Here is a 22,667-nt window from a genome sequence, read left to right as displayed (position 1 = left end):
TTATGTACCAGGTTGTTGCGTCTGATTTAGATGGCACGTTACTTTCTCCCGACCATACGTTATCCCCTTACGCCAAAGAAACTCTGAAGCTGCTCACCGCGCGCGGCATCAACTTTGTGTTTGCGACCGGTCGTCACCACGTTGATGTGGGGCAAATTCGCGATAATCTGGAGATTAAGTCTTACATGATTACCTCCAATGGTGCGCGCGTTCACGATCTGGATGGTAATCTGATTTTTGCTCATAACCTGGATCGCGACATTGCCAGCGATCTGTTTGGCGTAGTCAACGACAATCCGGACATCATTACTAACGTTTATCGCGACGACGAATGGTTTATGAATCGCCATCGCCCGGAAGAGATGCGCTTTTTTAAAGAAGCGGTGTTCCAATATGCGCTGTATGAGCCTGGATTACTGGAGCCGGAAGGCGTCAGCAAAGTGTTCTTCACCTGCGATTCCCATGAAAAACTTCTGCCACTGGAGCAAGCGATTAACGCTCGTTGGGGCGATCGCGTCAACGTCAGTTTCTCTACCTTAACCTGTCTGGAAGTGATGGCGGGCGGCGTTTCAAAAGGCCATGCGCTGGAAGCGGTGGCGAAGAAACTGGGCTACAGCCTGAAGGATTGTATTGCGTTTGGTGACGGGATGAACGACGCCGAAATGCTGTCGATGGCGGGGAAAGGCTGCATTATGGGCAGTGCGCACCAGCGTCTGAAAGACCTTCATCCCGAGCTGGAAGTGATTGGTACTAATGCCGACGACGCGGTGCCGCATTATCTGCGTAAACTCTATTTATCGTAATCGTTCTTTATTTCGGTCAGTTGTCAACCTGATACTTCGCTACAATGGATACCCGTTAATCAAAGAGTTTTCCATTGTGGCGCTACTTATCATCACCACGATTCTGTGGGCCTTCTCCTTTAGCTTTTATGGCGAGTACCTTGCGGGGCACGTCGATAGCTATTTTGCGGTGCTGGTGCGCGTTGGCCTGGCGGCACTCGTTTTTCTGCCGTTTCTGCGTACCCGTGGCAATAGCCTGAAAACGGTCGGCCTGTATATGCTGGTGGGCGCGATGCAGCTTGGCGTGATGTATATGCTGAGTTTCCGCGCTTATCTCTACCTGACGGTTTCCGAGCTGCTGCTGTTCACCGTGCTGACGCCGCTCTACATCACGCTGATTTATGACATCATGAGTAAGCGCCGTCTGCGCTGGGGCTATGCCTTTAGCGCCTTGCTGGCGGTGATTGGTGCCGGGATTATTCGCTATGATCAGGTCACCGACCATTTCTGGACTGGCTTGCTGCTGGTGCAACTCTCCAATATCACTTTTGCCATTGGCATGGTGGGTTACAAACGCCTGATGGAAACTCGCCCGATGCCACAGCATAACGCCTTTGCGTGGTTCTATCTTGGCGCGTTTCTGGTGGCAGTGATTGCATGGTTCTTGCTGGGAAATGCGCAGAAAATGCCGCAAACCACGCTGCAATGGGGCATTCTGGTGTTTCTTGGCGTGGTGGCTTCCGGGATTGGCTACTTTATGTGGAACTACGGCGCGACGCAGGTGGACGCCGGAACGCTGGGCATTATGAATAATATGCACGTTCCGGCAGGGCTGCTGGTAAACCTGGCTATCTGGCACCAACAGCCGCACTGGCCAACGTTTATTACAGGCGCGCTGGTGATCCTGGCCTCACTGTGGGTGCATCGTAAGTGGGTCGCTCCGCGCTCTTCACAAACGGCAGATGATCGCAGGCGTGATTGCGCGCTGAGCGAATAAACGCTTCCGTAACTGGCTGACGCTGCTCGCCATCGCGCACGGCGGCGTACAGTCGGCTCCACAAGCCTTCGCCCAGGGTTTTGGTCACCACCAGACCCTGGCGCTCAAAACTCTCTACTACCCAATGCGGTAGCGCGGCAATACCCATCCGCGCGGCAACCATCTGAATCAACAATAAGGTGTTATCGACGCTTTTCAGTGACGGGCTGACGCCTGCCGGCTGAAGAAAATGCCGCCAGACATCCAGTCGACTACGCTGCACCGGATAAATTAATAGCGTCTCGCTGGCGAGATCTTCCGGTGTAATTCGCGTTTTCGCCGCCAGTGGATGGTCAGGTGCTAACACCAGACGCACTTCATAGTCGAACATCGGCGAATAATGCAGGCCACTGCGCGGCAGAATATCGGACGTCATTACCAGATCCAGCTCTCCCTGTTGCAAGGCGGGCTGCGGGTCAAATGTCACGCCCGATTTAAAATCCATCTCTACCTGCGGCCAGTTCTTATGGAAATTTTCTAACGCGGGTGTCAGCCACTGAATACAGCTATGGCACTCAATGGCAATGCGCAGACGCGTCTGCTGCGGTTCATTGCAGGCTTGCAGGGCCTGGCTAATTTGCGGCAGTACCTGGTTTGCCAGTTGCAACAGGATTTCTCCCTGCGGTGTAAAGCGTAGCGGCTGGCTCTTACGCACAAATAGCCGGAAGCCAAGGCGTTGTTCCAGATCGCTAAACTGGTGAGACAGGGCGGATTGCGTCTGATGCAACGTCGCCGCAGCGGCTGCGAGCGAGCCGCAGTTCCGCAACGCTTGTAGCGTTTTCAGGTGTTTTACTTCGATCATGAAAGTCCTTCACTTCGGCATGAATAATTTGCGCTTGAGGAATATACAGTAACCGCCAATTATGGATGTGTAAACATCTGGACGGCTAAAATCCTTCGTCTTTTAAATTTATGGTGCGTTGGCTGCGTTTCTCCACCCCGGTCACTTACTTCAGTAAGCTCCCGGGGATGAATAAACTTGCCGCCTTCCCTAAATTCAAAATCCATAGGATTTACATATAATTAGAGGAAGAAAAAATGACAATATTGAATCACACCCTCGGTTTCCCTCGCGTTGGCCTGCGTCGCGAGCTGAAAAAAGCGCAAGAAAGTTATTGGGCGGGGAACTCCACGCGTGAAGAACTGCTGGCGGTAGGGCGTGAATTGCGTGCTCGTCACTGGGATCAACAAAAGCAAGCGGGTATCGACCTGCTGCCGGTGGGCGATTTTGCCTGGTACGATCATGTACTGACCACCAGTCTGCTGCTGGGTAACGTTCCGGCGCGTCATCAGAACAAAGATGGTTCGGTAGATATCGACACCCTGTTCCGTATTGGTCGTGGACGTGCGCCGACTGGCGAACCTGCGGCGGCAGCGGAAATGACCAAATGGTTTAACACCAACTATCACTACATGGTGCCGGAGTTCGTTAAAGGCCAACAGTTCAAACTGACCTGGACGCAGCTGCTGGACGAAGTGGACGAGGCGCTGGCGCTGGGCCACAAGGTGAAACCTGTGCTGCTGGGGCCGGTTACCTGGCTGTGGCTGGGGAAAGTGAAAGGTGAACAATTTGACCGCCTGAGCCTGCTGAACGACATTCTGCCGGTTTATCAGCAAGTGCTGGCAGAACTGGCGAAACGCGGCATCGAGTGGGTACAGATTGATGAACCCGCGCTGGTACTGGAACTACCACAGGCGTGGCTGGACGCATACAAACCCGCTTACGACGCGCTCCAGGGACAGGTGAAACTGCTGCTGACCACCTATTTTGAAGGCGTAACGCCAAATCTCGACACGATTACTGCGCTGCCTGTTCAGGGTCTGCATGTTGACCTCGTACATGGTAAAGATGACGTTGCTGAACTGCACAAGCGCCTGCCTTCTGACTGGTTGCTGTCTGCGGGTCTGATCAATGGTCGTAACGTCTGGCGCGCCGATCTTACCGAGAAATATGCGCAAATTAAGGACATTGTCGGCAAACGTGATTTGTGGGTGGCATCTTCCTGCTCGTTGCTGCACAGCCCCATCGACCTGAGCGTGGAAACGCGTCTTGATGCAGAAGTGAAAAGCTGGTTTGCCTTCGCCCTACAAAAATGCCATGAACTGGCACTGCTGCGCGATGCGCTGAACAGTGGTGACACGGCAGCTCTGGCAGAGTGGAGCGCCCCGATTCAGGCACGTCGTCACTCTACCCGCGTACATAATCCGGCGGTAGAAAAGCGTCTGGCGGCGATCACCGCCCAGGACAGCCAGCGTGCGAATGTCTATGAAGTGCGTGCTGAAGCCCAGCGTGCGCGTTTTAAACTGCCAGCGTGGCCGACCACCACGATTGGTTCCTTCCCGCAAACCACGGAAATTCGTACCCTGCGTCTGGATTTCAAAAAGGGCAATCTCGACGCCAACAACTACCGCACGGGCATTGCGGAACATATCAAGCAGGCCATTGTTGAGCAGGAACGTTTGGGACTGGATGTGCTGGTACATGGCGAGGCCGAGCGTAATGACATGGTGGAATACTTTGGCGAGCACCTCGACGGATTTGTCTTTACGCAAAACGGTTGGGTACAGAGCTACGGTTCCCGCTGCGTGAAGCCACCGATTGTCATTGGTGACATTAGCCGCCCGGCACCGATTACCGTGGAGTGGGCGAAGTATGCGCAATCGCTGACCGACAAACCGGTGAAAGGGATGCTGACGGGGCCGGTGACCATACTCTGCTGGTCGTTCCCGCGTGAAGATGTCAGCCGTGAAACCATCGCCAAACAGATTGCGCTGGCGCTGCGTGATGAAGTGGCCGATCTGGAAGCCGCTGGAATTGGCATCATCCAGATTGACGAACCGGCGCTGCGCGAAGGTTTACCGCTGCGTCGTAGCGACTGGGATGCGTATCTCCAGTGGGGCGTAGAGGCCTTCCGTATCAACGCCGCCGTGGCGAAAGATGACACACAAATCCACACTCACATGTGTTATTGCGAGTTCAACGACATCATGGATTCGATTGCGGCGCTGGACGCAGACGTCATCACCATCGAAACCTCGCGTTCCGACATGGAGTTGCTGGAGTCGTTTGAAGAGTTTGATTATCCAAATGAAATCGGTCCTGGCGTCTATGACATTCACTCGCCAAACGTACCGAGCGTGGAATGGATTGAAGCCTTGCTGAAGAAAGCGGCAAAACGCATTCCGGCAGAGCGTCTGTGGGTCAACCCGGACTGTGGCCTGAAAACGCGCGGCTGGCCAGAAACCCGCGCGGCACTGGCGAACATGGTGCAGGCGGCGCAGAATTTGCGTCGGGGATGATGAGTATTAACGAGTCATTGTAAATTGCAGCACAATAATGGCTTCCAACACCGGAAGCCATTTTGCTATGTATGCCAGGTATGATGTGGATCTTCAGGAACAGAAAATTAATTGCGGATTTCTTAAATATTCTATGCACCACTGACAGGCTTTGCCCATACCATCGGAACGAGCGGCAAGAAATAACTTGGTGGCGTGTTTATGTTCGCGCATTGGCTTTTTAAGCAATTTACCGCTGTTCAATAACGGCAATGCCAGATGATGTGGAATATAACCAATACCGACGTTTTGTTCTATTAAGGCGATTGCCGTAGCGAAGTCAGGAACAAAAATGGGTTTTTGTCCTTCCAACAACCAGGCTTGCATCGGGGGGAAGTTAACGGAGGTATCGCGGATACAAACCGCTGGATAATGACGCAATTCACTGTTTTCTAATGGATGCCGCTTCGCTGCCAGTGGGTGGAGTGGGCTGACGACAAAATCCCATTCCATTTGTCCGACCGGTTCGCTAATGATGCCTTCACTGCTTGGCACTGCATGAGGAGCACCGTAGACCAGATCGGCACGCTTACTGTACAGTGCATCCCAGCAGCCGTTGTATACCTCAAGATCTACCGTCAGTGTTGTTGATGTGAATTGCCGTTCAAAATCTCGAATAAATGCCACCAGCAAATCACCAGGAATAATATTGTTTACCGCAATTGTCAGTTCACGCTCAATACCATCGTGAATCAGCACTGTGTTGCGCTTTAATGCTTCCAGGTCGCCAAGAATAGTTTTGCTATGTTCGATGAAGTAACTTCCCGCTGGCGATAATTCAATATAGCGTCCCTTACGAATGAACAGTTCAACGCCCAGGCTCTCTTCCGCTTTCTTGATGGTGTAACTGATGGCGGAAGGGACTTTATTTAACTGCTCGGCTGCGGTGGTAATGCTCTGGTGTCTGGCGACCAGATGAATAACACGAAGCGTTTCGTCTGAGATGAACATAAGGCTCCCTGGTCAGTGGTAAAGTGGCTGAATCTCTCCAGATTCAGCCGTAATCATTGCCTGAGTATACCCAGGAATTAGCGGTGTTGACTTGCCCGACTGAGAATCGCATACGCGATACATGCCACCAGAATCGAGTCTACCGAAGGGATCGTCGTCAGGGTGAATAAGCCTTTTACGGTCATAAAGCCAACCGCTGCGCCTATGATCCATGCTGCGAATGTCAGCACTTTAATCTGTGACTCCTGGGCTAACACTGACTCTTGATAGCCATTACGGCGATAAAGGAAAAAGTCAGCGATATAAATTCCGGCAACGGGTGGCGTGGCGATACCCAGGAACAGCAGAAACGGAATAAACCACGCCATAATATCCATACTGCCTACGATGGCGGAAAGGATACCCAGCGCCACGGTAATCTGCCATTTGGGAAAGCGGGTAAGCAGTGTGGAAACCACCAGCGTGCCCTGGAACATATTGCCCGCGTTACCGGTGACGCAGGCGAAAATCAACAACAGCGCCGCAGGCAGAACCGCACCGAATACCGCCATCGCACCCAGTAAAGATCCCTGACCACTAATGGCGCTCGGCGTTGCACCCGCCCAGTAGAGCAGAGGGTAGGCAACCAGAAACGTCACGCCTGCGGCAATCAGCGCATGTTTGCGGTTATGCACAAAACTACCGAAATCAGGCAGTGTGGCAACCAGCACAATAATGGTGCCAACAACGGTGGAAACGGCGACACCTGTATTCATCTCCACAATCGCCGCTGGTACTGCCACTTCGGTATGGGTTGCCACATAGAGGATGTAACACAGCACCAGCGCGATAACCGGCACGGCAACCTGGGCAATTTTTCCCAGAACGGTAAAGCCAAATGCCGTAGAGGCGACAAAAATGACACAGCCAGCCGCCACTAACAGTGCCAGTGGAACTTCCAGTCCATGTTGAGCCAGTAAGTCATGTACCGAATGACCAAACATATTGGCGGTAACGGCAATCCAGCCGAACAGACTTATCGCCATCAAAATGTTAATGGCGATGGCCCCTTTTTCGCCAAACGAATATTTCACAATGCCATACGTTGGCAGGCGGGCTTTTTCTCCCACGCTAATGGTGATGGCTGAAAGTAAGGTCAGAATGACGCCGCCTAACAATACGACGCTAATTAAACTGCTGCTGGAAAGTTGATTGCCGAGGCTTGAAGATGACAACAGCACAGGTGTGACGGCAATACCCAGCAAAATCATGGCAATACGCAATCCTGATGCCGTATTCAGATTCTCTTCTTTTTTACGCATAGTATGTTCCCTTTATAAATGCGCGTTACACAGTATGAAAATGCCCGGTGTATTTGCGCCAGCTACCCAGTTCTGTAATTTCCCGTTGGCCTTCGGTCAGCCAGTTTTCTGCCAGTACGCCCAGCACTTCGCTACCATCGGCAAGTTTGATTTTGCCAATTGCCAGCCCAGCGGGTTCGCTCATTAACAGAGCGGCAAAACTGGCCAGCGGTAATTGCCAAATTTCTACGTCGACGTGTGTTCCTCCTTCATTCACGCGAATCATTCCCGGATGGCGATCATTAATACTCCACAACCGGTAATGGGCGTCAGTTCGGTCTTCACGGACAAAAATACCGCCCGCTTTTTGCATATTTGGGTTGAGTTCCAGGCCGCGCATCAGCGTTCCGTTAACGGCTAAAAGCGTTGTAGTCATTGTGTTCTCCAGAGAATTAAAGGGTTATCCATGTACCGCTCTGATGCGCCAGGGCTGCTTTTATGGTTTGCGGTGAAGTAATCAGGCCGCTGGCCTGTTTGCCTTGTTGCTGGCTGGCATTGATGAAATCAACAATGGCTTCCACTTTGGGTTGCATACTGCCGACACCAAACTGACCTTCCCGCAACAGCGTTTGCGCTTCGGCAACGCTGATAGCGTCGAGCCACTGTTGTTGTGGTGTACCAAAGTTAATCGCTACTTTTTCTACACCGGTGGGGATCACCAGCAGATCTGCGCCTAACTGACTGGCGAGCAGCGCGGAGGCCAGATCTTTATCGATCACGGCTTCCACACCTTTCAGTTGTTGCCCGTCTCGCACCACCGGAATACCGCCGCCGCCGCAGGCAATAACCAGATATCCCTGGCGCACCAGGTGAGCGATGGTGTCGTGCTCAATAATTTCCAGTGGTGCAGGAGAGGGAACTGTACGCCGCCAACCACGCCCGGCGTCCTCCATCAGCGTCCAGCCGAGTTGTTGTTGGCGTTGTTGGGCTGTTGCTTCATCGAGAAACGCGCCAATTGGTTTACTGGGGCTGGCGAAAGCATCGTCATGTGGGCTGACTCGCGTTTGTGTCACCAGGGCAATTACCGGTTTGTTTATGCCACGGCGAGCCAATTCGTTATGCAGCGCTTTCTGGAACATGTAGCCAATTGCACCTTGTGTATCACCCACGGCGTAATCAAGTGGAACCGGAGAAACTTCGTTACTGGCGAGTTCAGAGCGGCGCAGAATAAAGCCCACCTGCGGGCCATTACCGTGGGTTAGTACCAGGTCCCATCCGGCTTCAACCATATCAACGATATGTTGCACGCTTTCCATCACTGCAACATATTGATCGGGAATACTATTGCGTTGCTCGTCCTGAATGAGCGCATTGCCGCCAACCGCGACGACAGCCAGTGGCTTAACCATGATGGTTCTCCTTTGCGACGATCTCCGCCAGTGCACGTACAGCGGCGACAAAACAGGCCATCGGCGCAGTGGTGATCCCGGCACCAATTTGCCCGACCCCCGCTTGTTTGTGGGCGATACCCGTATTGATGACCGGTAAAATGCCGCGATCGGTCACTTTACGCGCATCAATCCCTGCTGCGGTGGGGGCAAAATTGAGGGCAGGAAGTGTAAATGCGGGGTTACCACCGAGGGTGATTGCTTGCATCCTACGGCTGTTATTGGTGGCATCGGCAGGGGTGCCTCCCACAAATTTGACGATCGCTGGAGATGACGCCATCGCGAAGCCACCCACACCTGCGGTTTCAGTAATTGCGCTATCACCCAGGTCAGCAGCGGCATCGTCGACGCCAAATCCGGGGAAGAACAGACCTTCAACGGCATTGGCAGGAGCCTGGAACCAGCGATCGCTAGTACCGGAAAGCCGAATACCAAAATTCACCCCGTTACGCGCCATCACCGTAACCATTGAACTGAACGGTACATTGGCGGCGGCATCCATCATTGCTTTACAGGCGGCCATCGAAAGATTGAGGAAGAAGTGATCGTTACCGGTGATAAATGCCACGACGCGCTGGATATGTTCCTGTGGAAGAGAGCAGGCCAGCAATGCCGGGAGCAGGCGCTTAATCAGCAAACCGGTAGCGGCAGCATTGCGGTTATGAACTTCATCCCCCATATGCAGCGCCTGCGCCATTAATGGCTTGAGTTCCAGCTCGCCGTGTTGTGCGATTGCTGCTTTCATTGCCGGCGCCAGTTCATCGCGCATCCAGGCCAGACGATTGAGAACTTCATCGTTATTGGCGCCAAAACGGAGAACCTTACCCAGACCTTCATTGAAATTGCTAAAAGTACGATGGCCGTTGGTTTTGTTTTCTACCACCCATAACGGCATCGACGGGCTGATGATGCCTGCCATTGGGCCAACCGCGTGATAATGATGACAAGGGGCAAGGTCGATTTCGCCTGCGTTTATTTGGTTTTCAGCGTCTTGCTGGCTGGTGGCCCAACCTTCGTACAGCATGGCACCAATAATCGCCCCTTTTACCGGACCACACATCTCTTCCCAGGCAATCGGCGGGCCAGAGTGCAAAATACGTTTTTGTTCAGCCATTGCTGGAATGGCCTCTTTAGCGAGCATGACATCCATCAGCACGGGCTGTGCTTCGAGATAACGTGTCATGGCGATTTGGTTGGCATTTTCTACCAGGGGATGACGTAGCAACGATGCCAGATCCAATCCAGCGTCAATATCGCCTTGTGCTGGTGGCTGCCAATTGAGTGCAATTGCGCTTCCCCCGGCGTGTTGAATATTGTCAGCAAAACTGTGTAGTCCCGCGTTCACGACCTTCAAAGGCTGATTAAATAAGGTATTCATGCGTTTAGCCCCTTTTTCTGCAACTGAGTCTGCGCAACGGCGCTGGCCCATAGCGCCGCCTGTGCATTGCTGCTGGCAATGATGATGCCCGCATTTTGTAGTGCGCTTATCTGCTGACTGCGTATTTGCGGATCAGCTTCCGTTCCGCAAACGTGCGCAATCAGCAACGGTGCGTTATTCATGTCGATGTGTGAAAGTTGGTCCAGTAATTCGCTGGCAGGCGTAGTGGAAGCGCCATAACCAAGTACCAGGTCGAATAACACGACGGCAGTGTGTGAGTCGTTGAGTTCGTTGAGCAGACGTTGATTGCGCAGAGTCGGGTCGATCATTGGATGCGGTTTGCCACGGGTGAAATCATCGTCGCCCATATCGATCAACGTGTGATCTTCGCTTTGCCAGATATTTGCCAGAGCACGATTACCCGCAACTGGCGTATTGGAGGCTGCGCTGAATCCCTTTTGTTGGCAGATAAGTTGCGCTTCGTAGCAGAAGGTTCCTCCGGCGAAAACACCGCGTATCGCCTGGCGATGGGCTGGCAGGCGCTGGCAGGCGTTTTGTAACATTGTGAGATCGTCGCAGGAAATTTCGGTCTCGATAGTCGGAAGTGGTTGATCATTCAGTAACGCCACGGCGATATTTGCGGCGCTGGCAAGTGTGGTGGCCGCGGTGATATTGGGACGTGCCAGATCATGCGGATTCGCACCGAGGAAATTCACCACCACGGGTTTTCCACAAGCCTCGGCACGCTCCAGAATAGTCCGGGCAACGATCGGTGAAGGCGGTTTTGAAATCAGCACAATTACGCGAGTTTCATCGTCTTGCGCCAGCGCATCTAAAGCGAAGAGCATCGATATTCCACCAATCTCTTCACTGAGATCATGTCCGCCTGTTCCCAACGCCTGAGAAATACCCGCTCCGAGCTGGTCGATTCGGCAAGTCACTTCCTGTAGCCCGGTGCCTGACGCGCCAATAACACCAATTGCTCCGCGTTTCACCACATTAGCGAAGCCTAACGGAATGCCGTTAACAATGGCGGTTCCACAGTCAGGTCCCATTACGATGCGCTGACGTTCTCGGGCAAGCGTTTTGATGGATTTTTCCTGCACGATACTGACGTTATCGCTGAACATCATCACGTTCATTCCGAGGTTTAACGCTTTAATTGCTTCGGCGGCGGCGTAGTCTCCCGGTACAGAAATGAGTGCCAGGTTGGCTTCGGGTTCGGCTTCCAGTGCCATTTCCAGGCTGACCTTTTCCGGTGATTTAATGCCACTATCCGTTTCATCATCGGGTTTGCTGGTCAGACGTTGCTGGGCCAGTACCAGTGCTTCATTGCAAATATCTTCTTCACCCATGACTGCAATCACTAAATCATTGGGACTGGCGTTGATTTCGTTACCCAGACCCGCATCGCGCAATTGTTCGAGATTATTGGGCGTTCCCATGACGACCGAGGCCTGTTGAATACCGGGCAACTTGCTGATTTGCGCGGAAATCTGCATCAGAGAAACTGAGTCCTGATAAAGATTACTGAAAACTTTATATTTAACTTTCATGCTGTTACGCCTGTTTCATTCCGCCCGATAGCAAAATTCGGGCAAAGCATCCCCGTGTAGCCCCATAAACGGGCTACGGGAGAAAAGGTTGAAATCAATTCATGGTGTTCAGGGTTCGAAAGCCATGCAGCATTCCTGCAAGGCAATCTACTCCTGACGTTGCGCCAAATTGCATGACCTGTTCTGCACAGGATGCGATTGTCATTGCCGATGCGCTCCCAACCAGTTGTGCGAGTAACTGGCAAATCGGTTCTGAAAAATGTCCCTGAAGCGCACGCTCCAGATAATGACGACTGATATCCGTGGTGTTGTGCGCATGTTGATCAATTGCCTGCTGCAACCGGTATTGATGATCGGCAAGTGGTGCAGGGAGTTGCCATAACCAGAGCGCTGCCAGATAGCCCAACAAATAGTCATCTCCATCGGGCGTTAAGCCTTTACCAAAGCCGATCAGTTGTGGCACCTGGCGTTCCAGCGCATCTGGATGCTCCATAACCGCTAATCCCTGGTGCGTGAGACTATCCGGCAGGTGCAATGTGCTTTGAACGTTATGTTCCAGACAAAATAAAAGCCGTTGCGATGCCATCGTTGGGTAGTGCTGGAAAACCAAAGGGAATGCCTCAAGTGTCAGCATTCCCCCCACAAATGGCGACTGCCAGAGCGTTGCGTTATCGAGCGCCACACAAAATCGAGGTGTCCGCAGTAAGCCTGGGGTTAACTGAATGGGATCTGAATGGGCAATCTCTCTTCGCCAGTCCCAACATTCAGGTAGCCAGACTCTGGCAGCATCAGGGAGATTCAGATACGTTTGCGCACACAACAGAGTGATGAATGTTCCCGCGTCTGAATACAGATTTACCGCATGTTTAAAAGCGCTATGCAGACGTAAATCTTGCGTTTCATTCTGCGGGAAAAGATATCCCAACGACGATGCGCAAAGCGTAACCTGTACCATCGGCGTTAGCCTTCCAGACCTGCAATAATGGCTTTGGAATCAGTAACCCAACCGAAAATGGCACCTTGTGCTTTGATCATCTCGAGGGCGTATTTCTGGAATTCCGGGAAATAGGAGCCGACACAATCTTCCGGGATAATGCATTCATAGCCACGATCATTTGCTTCGCGCACGGTGGTGGTTACGCAAACTTCGGTTGTAACACCACAAACTATCAGCGTCTTGATACCGTGGTTTTGCAAAATCAGATGTAAGTCGGTTTGATAAAACGCGCCTTTGCCAGGCTTATCAATCACCGGTTCGCCTGCCACCGGGTACAGTTCAGGAATGATGTCATGACCTGCTTCACCTCTGACCAGAATGCGTCCCATCGGTCCTGGTTCACCAATAAAGGTTTTTCCGCCGCGCGTCAGTTTGGCTGGCGGGCAGTCGCTTAAGTCTGCACGATGGCCTTCACGAGTATGAATAACCATAATTCCTTTTTGACGTGCGGCTGCCAGCACCTCTGTACATGGTGCGATAGCCGTGCGTACCAGTGAAACATCATTGCCCAGTGCCTCACCGAAGCCCCCTGCTTCGACAAAGTCACGCTGCATGTCGATCATGACCAGTGCAGTTGTGCGCGGATCAAAAGGTAATTCAAAGGGTTGAGCCTGAAAAATGGATTGCGTCATGGTAAATCTCCTGTCTGATGTTTAAACGATCCAGTTGTTCTGAGAACGAGTATTCAGGAGAAAAGCGGCACAAAACAGGAAAAAAGTTTGCCGCACAGCAACGAAATTTTTGCATTCAGCAGGTGGTGTGATGACGAATGTGAAGGGAGTCAAAGAGTGGCATACAGCAACAAATTTTTTGATGCTGTATGGTTTTGAGATTAAAAAAATCGTTGAAATTGTGTGAGCTTAATCATCAGATTTAGCGACTATGGCGTTACTTTTTAACACCATACTGTGTAAACCATTCCAACATTCGCTGCCAGCCGTCTTTCGCAGACTCGGCATGATAGCTCGGGCGATAATCGGCGTTGAATGCATGCCCGGCATCCGGGTAGACGATAATCTCTGCTTTCGCGTTTGCTGCCCGCAGCGCCTGGCGCATCGTTTCCACGCTCTCTTGCGGAATGCTGTTATCCTGGCCGCCATATAAGCCGAGAACCGGCGCGTTAAGATCGGTTGCGATATCAACAGGTTGTTTCGGTGAATTCAGCGACTTATCGCCTGTCAGCTTGCCGTACCACGCCACTGCGGCTTTTAGCTGTGGATTATGCGCGGCATACAGCCAGGTGATACGTCCACCCCAGCAGAATCCGGTGATCATTAAACGATGAACATCGCCGCCGTTGCGTGACGCCCAACTGGCGACATGATCGAGATCGGCCAGCACCTGCGAGTCAGGCACTTTTGCTACCAGACCGCTAAGCAGCGTAGGGATATCGGCAAAATCATTCGGATCGCCTTCGCGGAAGTAAAGTTCAGGTGCGATAGCCAGATACCCCTCCAGCGCCAGACGGCGACAAATATCGCGGATATGTTCATGCACGCCAAAAATTTCCTGCACTACAATGACCACTGGCAGTGGGCCATCGCTTTGCTTTGGTCTGGCATGGTAAGCAGGCATGTTATCCCCTTGTGAAGGGATAGAGGTGAAGCCCGCCACAATCGCGTCGTCCGGAGTCTGAACGATGGTCGAAGCGAGAGGCGATGCAGCAGGTGCAAATCCAGATTGTTGTGTTGTTGCCATGGTATTCTCCGTACCCTTATAAAAATGTTGCGCAATGTTAACTATAGTCAGCATGCAACAAATCACATTGCCTGAATCGGCTCATCTTTTATGCAGTCCTGCAGAATGAAGAGTGATTTATGTGATTTGCATCACTTTTGGCGGGTAAATTTATGCAACGCATTTTCGTCATGGTGATGAGTATCACGAAAAAATGTTAAACCCTTCGGTAAAGTGTCTTTTTGCTTCTTCTGACTAAACCGATTCACAGAGGAGTTGTATATGTCCAAGTCTGATGTTTTTCATCTCGGCCTCACTAAAAACGATTTACAAGGGGCTACGCTTGCCATCGTCCCTGGCGACCCGGATCGTGTGGAAAAGATCGCCGCGCTGATGGATAAGCCGGTTAAGCTGGCATCTCACCGCGAATTCACCACCTGGCGTGCAGAGCTGGATGGTAAACCTGTTATCGTCTGCTCTACCGGTATCGGCGGCCCGTCTACCTCTATTGCTGTTGAAGAGCTGGCACAGCTGGGCATTCGCACCTTCCTGCGTATCGGCACAACGGGCGCTATTCAGCCGCATATTAATGTGGGTGATGTCCTGGTTACCACGGCGTCTGTTCGTCTGGATGGTGCGAGCCTGCACTTCGCACCGCTGGAATTCCCGGCTGTCGCTGATTTCGAATGTACGACTGCGCTGGTTGAAGCTGCGAAATCCATTGGCGCGACGACTCACGTTGGCGTGACAGCTTCTTCTGATACCTTCTACCCTGGTCAGGAACGTTACGATACTTACTCTGGTCGCGTAGTCCGTCACTTTAAAGGTTCTATGGAAGAGTGGCAGGCGATGGGCGTAATGAACTATGAAATGGAATCTGCAACCCTGCTGACCATGTGTGCAAGTCAGGGCCTGCGTGCCGGTATGGTAGCGGGGGTTATCGTTAACCGCACCCAGCAAGAGATCCCGAATGCTGAGACGATGAAACAAACCGAAAGCCATGCGGTGAAAATCGTGGTGGAAGCGGCGCGTCGTCTGCTGAAATAAAAAACGCTCCCCAACTTCGGGGAGCGATATCAGTTATTGACGCCGTAAACGCATTATTTTGCGGATTATTGGCGTCAGTAGCGTAAAGGCTGCCAGAGTCAGCAATGCCAGAGTGATCGGTCGGGTATACAGAAAGTCGAGTGACCCACCAGAAAGCGACAGCGCACGGCGAAAATTACTTTCCGCCATTGGCCCCATAATCAATGCCAGCACTACGGGTGATGCCGGATATCCTCCTTTCTGCATGAAATAGCCCACCACGCCTGCAATCAGCATAATGCCAACATCAAAAAGGCTATTGTTCAACGCATAAGTCCCGACCACACAAAGTGCGAGGATCATCGGTGTGAGAATATTGCCGGGAATTTTCACCACATTACCGATGACTTTCAAAGAGAGCAGTCCAAGAACTAGTAGCATGAAGTAACAGAAGATCATGCCGACAAACAGTGTATAAACCATATCGCCGTGGTCGGTAAACATCAGCGGGCCTGGTTGCATTCCCTGTAACGTTAACGCGCCCAGCATGATGGCGGTTACCGCATCGCCAGGGATCCCCAGCGTCAGCATAGGTAACAATGCGCCACCGGTGCAGCCATTCGCGCCTGCCTCACAGGAGGCCACAGCTTTAATTTCACCCTTACCAAAGTTTTCTGGTGTCTTACTGAAACGACGAGTTTCGTTATAGGCAACAAAAGCTGCAATATCCGCCCCCGCACCGGGGATCATGCCGATAAAAACCCCTAATCCTGATGAGCGCAAAATGGTTAATGCAATGCGGTGTAGTGTTTGCCAGGGCAGTAACAGACTGCCGATAGCCACCTTCGCCCCCTGACGAATTTGCTGGTTTTGCTCCATAGAGCGGAATGCTTCTGAAGCAGCAAATAAACCAATCATCACCGGGATAAATGGCACATTCATCAGCTCCACAAATCCACCTGTAAACCGTGGAAAACCGCCCATTGGATCAAGGCCTATCGTTGCGATCAGCAATCCGCCAACCCCGGCAATCAGCCCTTTAATCAGCGACTCACCGGAAATACTGGCAATAATGCTCAGTCCGAAGGTTGCCAGGGCGAAGGACTCCGAGGCACTAAATTTCAGCGCCCAACTGGCAAGTACCGGAGAGAGAAACATCAGCACGATAATGCTGAGCGTTCCGCCACTAAAGGAAGAGAACGTGGCGGCACTCAATGCCAGCCCTGCTTTTCCCTGTTTCGTCAGCTCATAACCATCAATAGCGGTGGCTGCGGCGGCAGGCGTTCCGGGAATTTTGAGCAAAATTGCGGTGATAGAACCACCGTAGACGCCACCAAAAAAGACGCCGCAAATCATCAACAAGCCAGAAACAGGCTCCATGCCGTAGGTGAAAGGCAGCAAAATCGCCACACCCATGGTCGCTGTCAGACCAGGCAAAGCGCCAATCACAATACCCAGCATCACCCCAAAAGTGGCAAACAGCAGCGCCTGAGGATTATTGAGTAATGTCGAAAAACCCTGAGTTAAAAGTTCACTTTCAAACATTGCTGGCCCCTGTTATTCGAAAAATGTGCCGACAGGCAATGGCACCTGTAACGCTTCGACAAACAGCAACCAGAGGATTGCCGTTAACAGCAGCGCAATACCCGGTGTGAGTACCCATCGCCTGTAGCCCATCAACGTCATAATGACGATGAGGAAAACAGGAGTAGTAATGAGATAACCGCAGTAGCTCATCGCCACAATATAAAATGCGGTTGCCGCAATTCCTGTTGCCGTTTTCCTGAATGCCGGTTTTTCCTGTGCGTTGGCGCAAGAGGCTGGTTTTGCCTGCAAAAGATCGCGTATCACCAGCAAGACAGCGAGCACAATCAGGGCACAGGCATAGAAGGTAGGGAAGGCACTTGCACCGGGATCCGTTTCAATGGCAGTTGCTGGAAAATCAGCGGCATTAATCATCACCGCGCCAGCAACCACACAAAGTAACAGCGCCACCACCATCGTTGATGAAAGGCGCTTGCGGTGCGGTACGGCGAGTTGAGCAACAGACTGTTTTGTGTTCATCAACCGTACCTCAGGTTTATTTTTTCAGGCCCAGGCGAGTCAGCAACTCGTCAAAGTACTTTTCCTGTTCGCTGATTTGGGTCTGGAAGCTGGCAGCGTCAAGCCATGCATAGTTGAGATTCAACTTTTGCAGTGCATCCTGGAATGCAGGCTCTTCAGCCGTCTCTTTTGCTGCCTTTGCCAGAACATCCACCACATCCTGCGGCGTTTTTTGCGACACAATCAGGCCGCGCCAGGTGCCGATGGAGAGATCAACGCCTTTCTCTTTTAACGTCGGGACGTCAGGCATGGTTTCCATTCGCTCATCCGCCATCACTACCAGTGTCTTCAGCTTGCCGCCTTTCACATGATTGATAACTTCACCTGGGCTTACGGAAACCGCTTCAATATGCCCGCCTAACAGGCCTGTAATGGCAGGGGCTGCGCCGTCATACGGGACATGAGAAAACTTCGCACCCGTTTTGTCTTCCAGTGCAGCTGCCGCCAGATGCCAGATAGCTCCGGTGCCTGAGTTACCAATGCGTACTTTTCCGGGATTCGCTTTGGCGTAAGTCATAAATTCTTCATAGCTATTCCACGGCGCATCAGAACGGACGGTGATAGCAGCCGGATCCGCGTTTAGACGGGCAATGGGTTTAAAATCGCTGGTTTTAAAACGCACCATTCCGAGGCTGGGAAGGGTGGTCAGTTCAACCGTGCCTAAACCAATTTTGTAACCGCCAGGGCGGGCAGCGGCGATTTCACTCAGGCCGATAGCACCGCCTCCGCCAGGTTTATTGATAACCCCGATGCTGACGGGTAAATGGTTTTTGGCGGCATCAGCAAAGGCACGGGCAACCAGATCCGTACCGCCTCCGGCAGCGTAGGGAACGACTAACTCGATCTGTTTGGTTGGGTAGGAGGCTGCCTGTACAGGCGCAATGCTGAGGGCAGCGCCTGCAAGAAGTACCATTGCAGCCATTTTTTTCGGTAAGGTAAGATGTTTTATCATTGCTTTTATATCCTTATTTATCAGTTGGTTGCTATTTAAATTGTTCCATGCGTTCATAAACAGTACTGCATTTTCATAGACTTGCTCTGGCGTCATGCCGGGGTGATATAGCGCAGAACCGAGGCCAAAGCCGTTTGCGCCGTGGCTCAGATAACGCGCCATGGTTTCCGGTGTGATACCGCCAACCGGTAACATCGGAACGGATTGTGGAATAACCGCACGCCAGGCTTTGGTAACTTCTGGCGTAATTTGTTCAGCCGGGAACAGCTTGATGGCATTAGCACCATGTTCAATGGCAGCAAAGGCTTCGGTGGGCGTGGCGACGCCAGGCGCACAATACATACCCAGCGCACGGGCGCGACGGATCACCGCAGTATCGCAATGCGGCATCACGATAATCTGGCCCCCAGCCTCTTTAACCGCAACCACCTGCTCTACCGAAAGCACAGTTCCGGCTCCGACCAGGCAGTCCTTAGGCAGGGCGTCGCGCAGTAAACTGATACTTTGCAACGCCTCCGGCGAGTTCATAGGAATCTCAATCAGGCGGAATCCGGCGGCGTACAGTTTTTCACCGATGGCGACAATCTCATCCGGTTTCACACCGCGTAAAATGGCGACTAAACCGGTTTTTTGCAAAAGCGTATTAAATGGCATGGGTACATTCCCTGGCGTTGGTGGACAGTAACCCGGCAGCGTGGGCGATTCGCCATAATCCCTGTTCAGTGGCATTGGGAATGGCGTGTATCTGTCTGTCGGGAAAAACGTGGTTGAATGCTTGTGAATAGCGGCTGTTCAGATTTGCGCTACCGATTAAGGCGATCGGTGTTGTGGCGGGTAAATCACGTAGCAAACTGGATGCCAGACCACATAATTCATGGCCTATCAGTAATCCGGAAAGGTAATCCCCCTGCGAGGACGACGTAAGATTACTGGTCAGCAGGCGCGAACGGGTCGAAAACAGCGTCGATAATAATCCGGTCTGATGATGCTCTTGTGCTGCTGTCAGCCCGTGGGTGAAGGCATCCCAGTGCGGTTCATCTCCAGGATGCATGGTGGCACCGAGAATCGAATGGCGGGATAAAACATCAAATAACTCGCCCGTCATAAAGGTTCGGAAATCGGTAATGGTGTTGTTTTCAACTACTGCCCATTTCGCATGTGTGCCGGGTAAGCCTATCAGCACTGGCATACCCTGATGGATCGCGTTTTGCAGGGCCGGTTCCATCGAGATAGCACCGAAGATTTGTGTCTCTTCGCCACGCATCACTTCGGGCATTTCACCTTCTTTAATCACGCCAGGAATGATGTGCAGCATTGTCTGCTGCTGGTGGATAACAGGCGTCAACTGCTTCGCCAGACCCTCGAGAGTGACCGGGCAAGGTAAATAAGCTGCTGGTTGCCACCCTTGCGCACTGCCGAGCATGCCGCAAGCCAGTACCGGGCATGGGGTTTGTGCCAGCCAGTCGCCGCAGACACGTAAAAACGTATCGTGGAAAGCGTCCTCACGTGTTGCTGCCTGGGAGGGTAATTTCATGATCCCCCAGGGGAATTCACGTTTTTCTTGTGGATTTGGTGATTCGCCAAAACGCCATGCCCGAAGCGATGACGTTCCCCAGTCCAGGGCAATAAATGAGGGTGCTCCCGGCATTAGTCGTTTCCTTTAATCATGGTTTATTTATCTTTGCGGACGTGCTTACCCCAGCCCAGTTCAGCGGATATCTCTTCTGCACAGGATTTGACGTAAGGTGCCAGTTCTTCCAGACGCGCCAGCGACATATACGTGGTGGTACTGGCGACAGAAATAGCCGCCACAATTTCATCCCGGGCGTTGTAAACCGGCGCTGCAACGCAACGGATAGTCGGCTCGTTCTCTTCCAGATCAAAAGCAAAACCACTGGCGGCATAACGACGCATGTTCTGAATAAATGCGCCCAGTTTTGTTTCATCACCACAGGTCTTAAACAGCGTGCGCCACTCTTCTTCTGTTCGGTTGAGGATCAATGCCTTGCCGATGCCGGTGATTGCCAGTGGCATGCGATGGCCTGGGCGTGAGCGCATTTCCAGCCCGCGCTGACTGTTGATCTTCTCCAGATACAGCACTTCGTCGCCTTCAACGATCCCCAGATGCACGGTGTCCAGGGTGTAACGGGCAAGGCGTTGCAAAACGGGCTGGGCAATTTCGTACAGCGAGGTGCTTTCCAGTGCTCTGGCACCGAATTCGATCAGTTTGGCACCCAGTTGGTAGCCCTGCGTTGGGACATGGCGCAGGTAGCGTTGTTCCACCAGAACGGTGACTAAACGATGGGTTGTGCTCCGGGTCGTGCCGGTGAACTCGCCGATACTTTTTAGGTCATGGCAGCCGTTATAAACAGCATTAAGAACCGCCAGTCCACGTAATAACGTTTGTGCGCCTGCGGTGGTTGAAGAGGTTTCTGCCATACGTTTCTCCTGATGATATTGCTGAAGTGTTCCACATAATGACGTGGGGAAAAGGTGATATATCCCACAATATAAACTCCATCTCATATTGTGGGATAAAATAATGAAAATTAACGATCGTTTTGCGTAGCGCCTCGCAGGAAACTTCTTTCAAACTGGACGTTTGTACAGCACAATTCTATTTTGTGCGGGTAAGTTGTTGCGTCAGGAGGCGTTGTGGATTTCTCAATCATGGTTTACGCAGTTATTGCATTGGTGGGTGTGGCAATTGGCTGGCTGTTTGCCAGTTATCAACATGCACAGCAAAAAGCCGAGCAATTCGCTGAACGTGAAGAGATGGTCGCGGAGTTAAGCGCGGCAAAACAACAAATTACCCAAAGCGAGCACTGGCGCGCTGAGTGCGAGTTACTCAATAACGAAGTGCGCAGCCTGCAAAGTATTAACACCTCGCTGGAGGCCGATCTGCGTGAAGTAACCACGCGGATGGAAGCTGCACAGCAACATGCTGACGATAAAATTCGCCAGATGATTAACAGCGAGCAGCGCCTCAGTGAGCAGTTTGAAAACCTCGCCAACCGTATTTTTGAGCACAGCAATCGCCGGGTTGATGAGCAAAACCGTCAGAGTCTGAACAGCCTGTTGTCGCCGCTACGTGAACAACTGGACGGTTTCCGCCGTCAGGTTCAGGACAGCTTTGGTAAAGAAGCACAAGAACGCCATACCCTGACCCACGAAATTCGCAACCTCCAGCAGCTCAACGCGCAAATGTCCCAGGAAGCGATCAACCTGACGCGCGCGCTGAAAGGCGACAATAAAACCCAGGGCAACTGGGGCGAGGTAGTATTGACGCGGGTGCTGGAGGCTTCCGGTCTGCGTGAAGGGTATGAATATGAAACCCAGGTCAGCATCGAAAATGACGCCCGCTCGCGGATGCAGCCGGATGTCATCGTGCGGTTGCCGCAGGGAAAAGATGTGGTGATCGACGCCAAAATGACGCTGGTCGCCTATGAACGCTATTTCAACGCCGAAGATGACTACACCCGCGAAAGCGCGCTACAGGAACATATCGCGTCGGTGCGTAACCATATCCGTTTGCTGGGACGCAAAGATTATCAACAGCTGCCGGGGCTGCGAACCCTGGATTACGTGCTGATGTTTATTCCCGTTGAACCCGCTTTTTTACTGGCGCTTGACCGCCAGCCGGAGCTGATCACCGAAGCGTTGAAAAACAATATCATGCTGGTTAGCCCGACTACGCTGCTGGTGGCGTTGCGCACTATCGCCAACCTGTGGCGTTATGAGCATCAAAGCCGCAACGCCCAGCAAATCGCCGATCGTGCCAGCAAGCTGTACGACAAGATGCGTTTGTTCATCGATGACATGTCCGCGATTGGTCAAAGTCTCGACAAAGCGCAGGATAACTACCGCCAGGCAATGAAAAAACTCTCTTCAGGTCGCGGAAATGTGCTGGCGCAGGCAGAAGCGTTTCGCGGTTTAGGGGTAGAAATTAAACGCGAGATTAATCCGGATTTGGCTGAACAGGCGGTGAGCCAGGATGAAGAGTATCGACTGCGGTCGGTTCCGGAGCAGCCGAATGATGAAGCTTATCAACGCGATGATGAATATAATCAGCAGTCGCGCTAGCCCATTGGGGGTAGTTAAGCCGGGTAGAAATCTAGGGCATCGACGCCCAATCTGTTACA

Annotated in this window: 20 protein-coding genes and 1 pseudogene; 5 read left to right on the top strand and 16 right to left on the bottom strand. The window is 52.2% G+C overall.

All coding sequences use genetic code 11. The features are described from left to right. Positions 1-2 precede the first annotated feature (2 nt). Together yigL and bioP are read left to right on the top strand one after the other, a co-directional pair. Complete coding sequence (gene yigL / locus AB4H76_RS22585) at positions 3-803, top strand: sugar/pyridoxal phosphate phosphatase YigL (RefSeq protein ID WP_077492813.1); 801 nt, start codon at positions 3-5, stop codon at positions 801-803. Positions 804-879: 76 nt separating this feature from the next. Beyond that, complete coding sequence (gene bioP / locus AB4H76_RS22580; RefSeq protein WP_001196238.1) at positions 880-1,779, top strand: biotin transporter; 900 nt, start codon at positions 880-882, stop codon at positions 1,777-1,779. On the opposite strand, the gene metR is transcribed toward bioP, so the two are convergent. Then, positions 1,667-2,620, bottom strand: a complete 954-nt coding sequence (metR, locus tag AB4H76_RS22575; RefSeq protein ID WP_000573621.1) for an HTH-type transcriptional regulator MetR — start codon at positions 2,618-2,620, stop codon at positions 1,667-1,669. The two genes, bioP and metR, sit on opposite strands and share 113 nt — an antisense overlap. A gap of 236 nt (positions 2,621-2,856) precedes the next feature. Here metR and metE point away from each other — a divergent pair, with 236 nt between their 5' ends. Then, complete coding sequence (gene metE / locus AB4H76_RS22570; RefSeq protein WP_000153907.1) at positions 2,857-5,118, top strand: 5-methyltetrahydropteroyltriglutamate--homocysteine S-methyltransferase; 2,262 nt, start codon at positions 2,857-2,859, stop codon at positions 5,116-5,118. Between the two features lie 93 nt (positions 5,119-5,211). Here metE and AB4H76_RS22565 read toward each other — a convergent pair whose 3' ends face one another. The 9 genes from AB4H76_RS22565 to AB4H76_RS22525 all read right to left on the bottom strand — a co-directional run bounded on the left by AB4H76_RS22565 (position 5,212) and on the right by AB4H76_RS22525 (position 14,465). Continuing rightward, entirely contained in the window at positions 5,212-6,108 is an 897-nt protein-coding gene (locus tag AB4H76_RS22565; protein ID WP_000470717.1) for a LysR substrate-binding domain-containing protein, read from the bottom strand. A gap of 77 nt (positions 6,109-6,185) precedes the next feature. Further along, a complete protein-coding gene (locus AB4H76_RS22560) occupies positions 6,186-7,409 on the bottom strand; it encodes a cytosine permease (RefSeq protein WP_001227362.1) in 1,224 nt (407 codons plus the stop codon). A gap of 25 nt (positions 7,410-7,434) precedes the next feature. Next, positions 7,435-7,824 (bottom strand): glutamyl-tRNA amidotransferase, encoded by a 390-nt coding sequence (locus AB4H76_RS22555; protein ID WP_000214035.1) that lies wholly within the window; start codon positions 7,822-7,824, stop codon positions 7,435-7,437. Between the two features lie 16 nt (positions 7,825-7,840). Further along, positions 7,841-8,797, bottom strand: a complete 957-nt coding sequence (arcC, locus tag AB4H76_RS22550) for a carbamate kinase (RefSeq protein ID WP_000240546.1) — start codon at positions 8,795-8,797, stop codon at positions 7,841-7,843. Next, the gene (locus AB4H76_RS22545) at positions 8,790-10,214 is read right to left on the bottom strand and encodes a DUF1116 domain-containing protein (protein WP_420062619.1); all 1,425 of its coding nucleotides are present in this window, start codon (positions 10,212-10,214) and stop codon (positions 8,790-8,792) included. Before AB4H76_RS22545 ends, arcC begins: the two co-directional genes overlap by 8 nt. Continuing rightward, entirely contained in the window at positions 10,211-11,770 is a 1,560-nt protein-coding gene (gene fdrA, locus AB4H76_RS22540; protein WP_000865639.1) for an acyl-CoA synthetase FdrA, read from the bottom strand. The genes AB4H76_RS22545 and fdrA overlap by 4 nt, the downstream gene beginning before the upstream one ends. A 94-nt stretch (positions 11,771-11,864) precedes the next feature. Further along, positions 11,865-12,725 (bottom strand): DUF2877 domain-containing protein, encoded by an 861-nt coding sequence (locus AB4H76_RS22535; protein ID WP_001301301.1) that lies wholly within the window; start codon positions 12,723-12,725, stop codon positions 11,865-11,867. 5 nt (positions 12,726-12,730) lie between these two features. Beyond that, complete coding sequence (locus AB4H76_RS22530; RefSeq protein ID WP_000194414.1) at positions 12,731-13,399, bottom strand: cysteine hydrolase family protein; 669 nt, start codon at positions 13,397-13,399, stop codon at positions 12,731-12,733. 256 nt (positions 13,400-13,655) lie between these two features. Beyond that, positions 13,656-14,465, bottom strand: a complete 810-nt coding sequence (locus tag AB4H76_RS22525) for a dienelactone hydrolase family protein (protein ID WP_001298606.1) — start codon at positions 14,463-14,465, stop codon at positions 13,656-13,658. 261 nt (positions 14,466-14,726) lie between these two features. On the opposite strand from AB4H76_RS22525, the gene udp reads away from it, so the two are divergent. Further along, positions 14,727-15,491, top strand: coding sequence for a uridine phosphorylase (gene udp, locus AB4H76_RS22520; protein WP_000045178.1), 765 nt, complete (start codon positions 14,727-14,729; stop codon positions 15,489-15,491). A gap of 33 nt (positions 15,492-15,524) precedes the next feature. On the opposite strand, the gene AB4H76_RS22515 is transcribed toward udp, so the two are convergent. The 6 genes and pseudogenes from AB4H76_RS22515 to AB4H76_RS22490 all read right to left on the bottom strand — a co-directional run bounded on the left by AB4H76_RS22515 (position 15,525) and on the right by AB4H76_RS22490 (position 20,964). Then, positions 15,525-17,015 carry a tripartite tricarboxylate transporter permease gene (locus AB4H76_RS22515; RefSeq protein WP_085452749.1) on the bottom strand — a complete coding sequence of 497 codons (1,491 nt, stop codon included), beginning with the start codon at positions 17,013-17,015 and terminating at the stop codon, positions 15,525-15,527. A gap of 12 nt (positions 17,016-17,027) precedes the next feature. Further along, positions 17,028-17,534, bottom strand: a complete 507-nt coding sequence (locus AB4H76_RS22510; RefSeq protein WP_001093393.1) for a tripartite tricarboxylate transporter TctB family protein — start codon at positions 17,532-17,534, stop codon at positions 17,028-17,030. Between the two features lie 16 nt (positions 17,535-17,550). Beyond that, on the bottom strand, positions 17,551-18,525 hold the full coding sequence (locus tag AB4H76_RS22505; protein ID WP_000589802.1) for a Bug family tripartite tricarboxylate transporter substrate binding protein: 975 nt from the start codon (positions 18,523-18,525) through the stop codon (positions 17,551-17,553). A gap of 27 nt (positions 18,526-18,552) precedes the next feature. After that, positions 18,553-19,179, bottom strand: a pseudogene (locus AB4H76_RS22500) (2-dehydro-3-deoxy-6-phosphogalactonate aldolase); the annotation flags it as partial. Continuing rightward, positions 19,169-20,173, bottom strand: a complete 1,005-nt coding sequence (locus AB4H76_RS22495; protein ID WP_001117528.1) for a 2-dehydro-3-deoxygalactonokinase — start codon at positions 20,171-20,173, stop codon at positions 19,169-19,171. The pseudogene AB4H76_RS22500 and the gene AB4H76_RS22495, both read right to left, overlap by 11 nt. 23 nt (positions 20,174-20,196) lie before the next feature. Then, entirely contained in the window at positions 20,197-20,964 is a 768-nt protein-coding gene (locus AB4H76_RS22490; RefSeq protein WP_000852398.1) for an IclR family transcriptional regulator, read from the bottom strand. 216 nt (positions 20,965-21,180) lie between these two features. Here AB4H76_RS22490 and rmuC point away from each other — a divergent pair, with 216 nt between their 5' ends. Then, positions 21,181-22,608 (top strand): DNA recombination protein RmuC, encoded by a 1,428-nt coding sequence (gene rmuC / locus AB4H76_RS22485; RefSeq protein WP_085452750.1) that lies wholly within the window; start codon positions 21,181-21,183, stop codon positions 22,606-22,608. Positions 22,609-22,667 lie beyond the last annotated feature (59 nt).

Origin of the sequence: Escherichia sp. UTM R2 (genome assembly GCF_048593455.1) — a bacterium.
In the GTDB taxonomy this organism is placed as follows: domain Bacteria; phylum Pseudomonadota; class Gammaproteobacteria; order Enterobacterales; family Enterobacteriaceae; genus Escherichia; species Escherichia coli.
This window is presented reverse-complemented; position numbering and strand designations above follow the sequence as displayed.

Coding starts and splice junctions, on each gene's coding strand:
- AB4H76_RS22490 (WP_000852398.1), bottom strand. CDS start 20,964: ATGGCAGAAACCTCTTCAACCACCGCAGGCGCACAAACGTTATTACGT.
- arcC (WP_000240546.1), bottom strand. CDS start 8,797: ATGGTTAAGCCACTGGCTGTCGTCGCGGTTGGCGGCAATGCGCTCATT.
- AB4H76_RS22565 (WP_000470717.1), bottom strand. CDS start 6,108: ATGTTCATCTCAGACGAAACGCTTCGTGTTATTCATCTGGTCGCCAGA.
- fdrA (WP_000865639.1), bottom strand. CDS start 11,770: ATGAAAGTTAAATATAAAGTTTTCAGTAATCTTTATCAGGACTCAGTT.
- AB4H76_RS22525 (WP_001298606.1), bottom strand. CDS start 14,465: ATGGCAACAACACAACAATCTGGATTTGCACCTGCTGCATCGCCTCTC.
- AB4H76_RS22535 (WP_001301301.1), bottom strand. CDS start 12,725: ATGGTACAGGTTACGCTTTGCGCATCGTCGTTGGGATATCTTTTCCCG.
- AB4H76_RS22545 (WP_420062619.1), bottom strand. CDS start 10,214: ATGAATACCTTATTTAATCAGCCTTTGAAGGTCGTGAACGCGGGACTA.
- metR (WP_000573621.1), bottom strand. CDS start 2,620: ATGATCGAAGTAAAACACCTGAAAACGCTACAAGCGTTGCGGAACTGC.
- AB4H76_RS22515 (WP_085452749.1), bottom strand. CDS start 17,015: ATGTTTGAAAGTGAACTTTTAACTCAGGGTTTTTCGACATTACTCAAT.
- metE (WP_000153907.1), top strand. CDS start 2,857: ATGACAATATTGAATCACACCCTCGGTTTCCCTCGCGTTGGCCTGCGT.
- udp (WP_000045178.1), top strand. CDS start 14,727: ATGTCCAAGTCTGATGTTTTTCATCTCGGCCTCACTAAAAACGATTTA.
- AB4H76_RS22555 (WP_000214035.1), bottom strand. CDS start 7,824: ATGACTACAACGCTTTTAGCCGTTAACGGAACGCTGATGCGCGGCCTG.
- AB4H76_RS22510 (WP_001093393.1), bottom strand. CDS start 17,534: ATGAACACAAAACAGTCTGTTGCTCAACTCGCCGTACCGCACCGCAAG.
- AB4H76_RS22560 (WP_001227362.1), bottom strand. CDS start 7,409: ATGCGTAAAAAAGAAGAGAATCTGAATACGGCATCAGGATTGCGTATT.
- yigL (WP_077492813.1), top strand. CDS start 3: ATGTACCAGGTTGTTGCGTCTGATTTAGATGGCACGTTACTTTCTCCC.
- AB4H76_RS22495 (WP_001117528.1), bottom strand. CDS start 20,173: ATGCCGGGAGCACCCTCATTTATTGCCCTGGACTGGGGAACGTCATCG.
- AB4H76_RS22505 (WP_000589802.1), bottom strand. CDS start 18,525: ATGATAAAACATCTTACCTTACCGAAAAAAATGGCTGCAATGGTACTT.
- AB4H76_RS22530 (WP_000194414.1), bottom strand. CDS start 13,399: ATGACGCAATCCATTTTTCAGGCTCAACCCTTTGAATTACCTTTTGAT.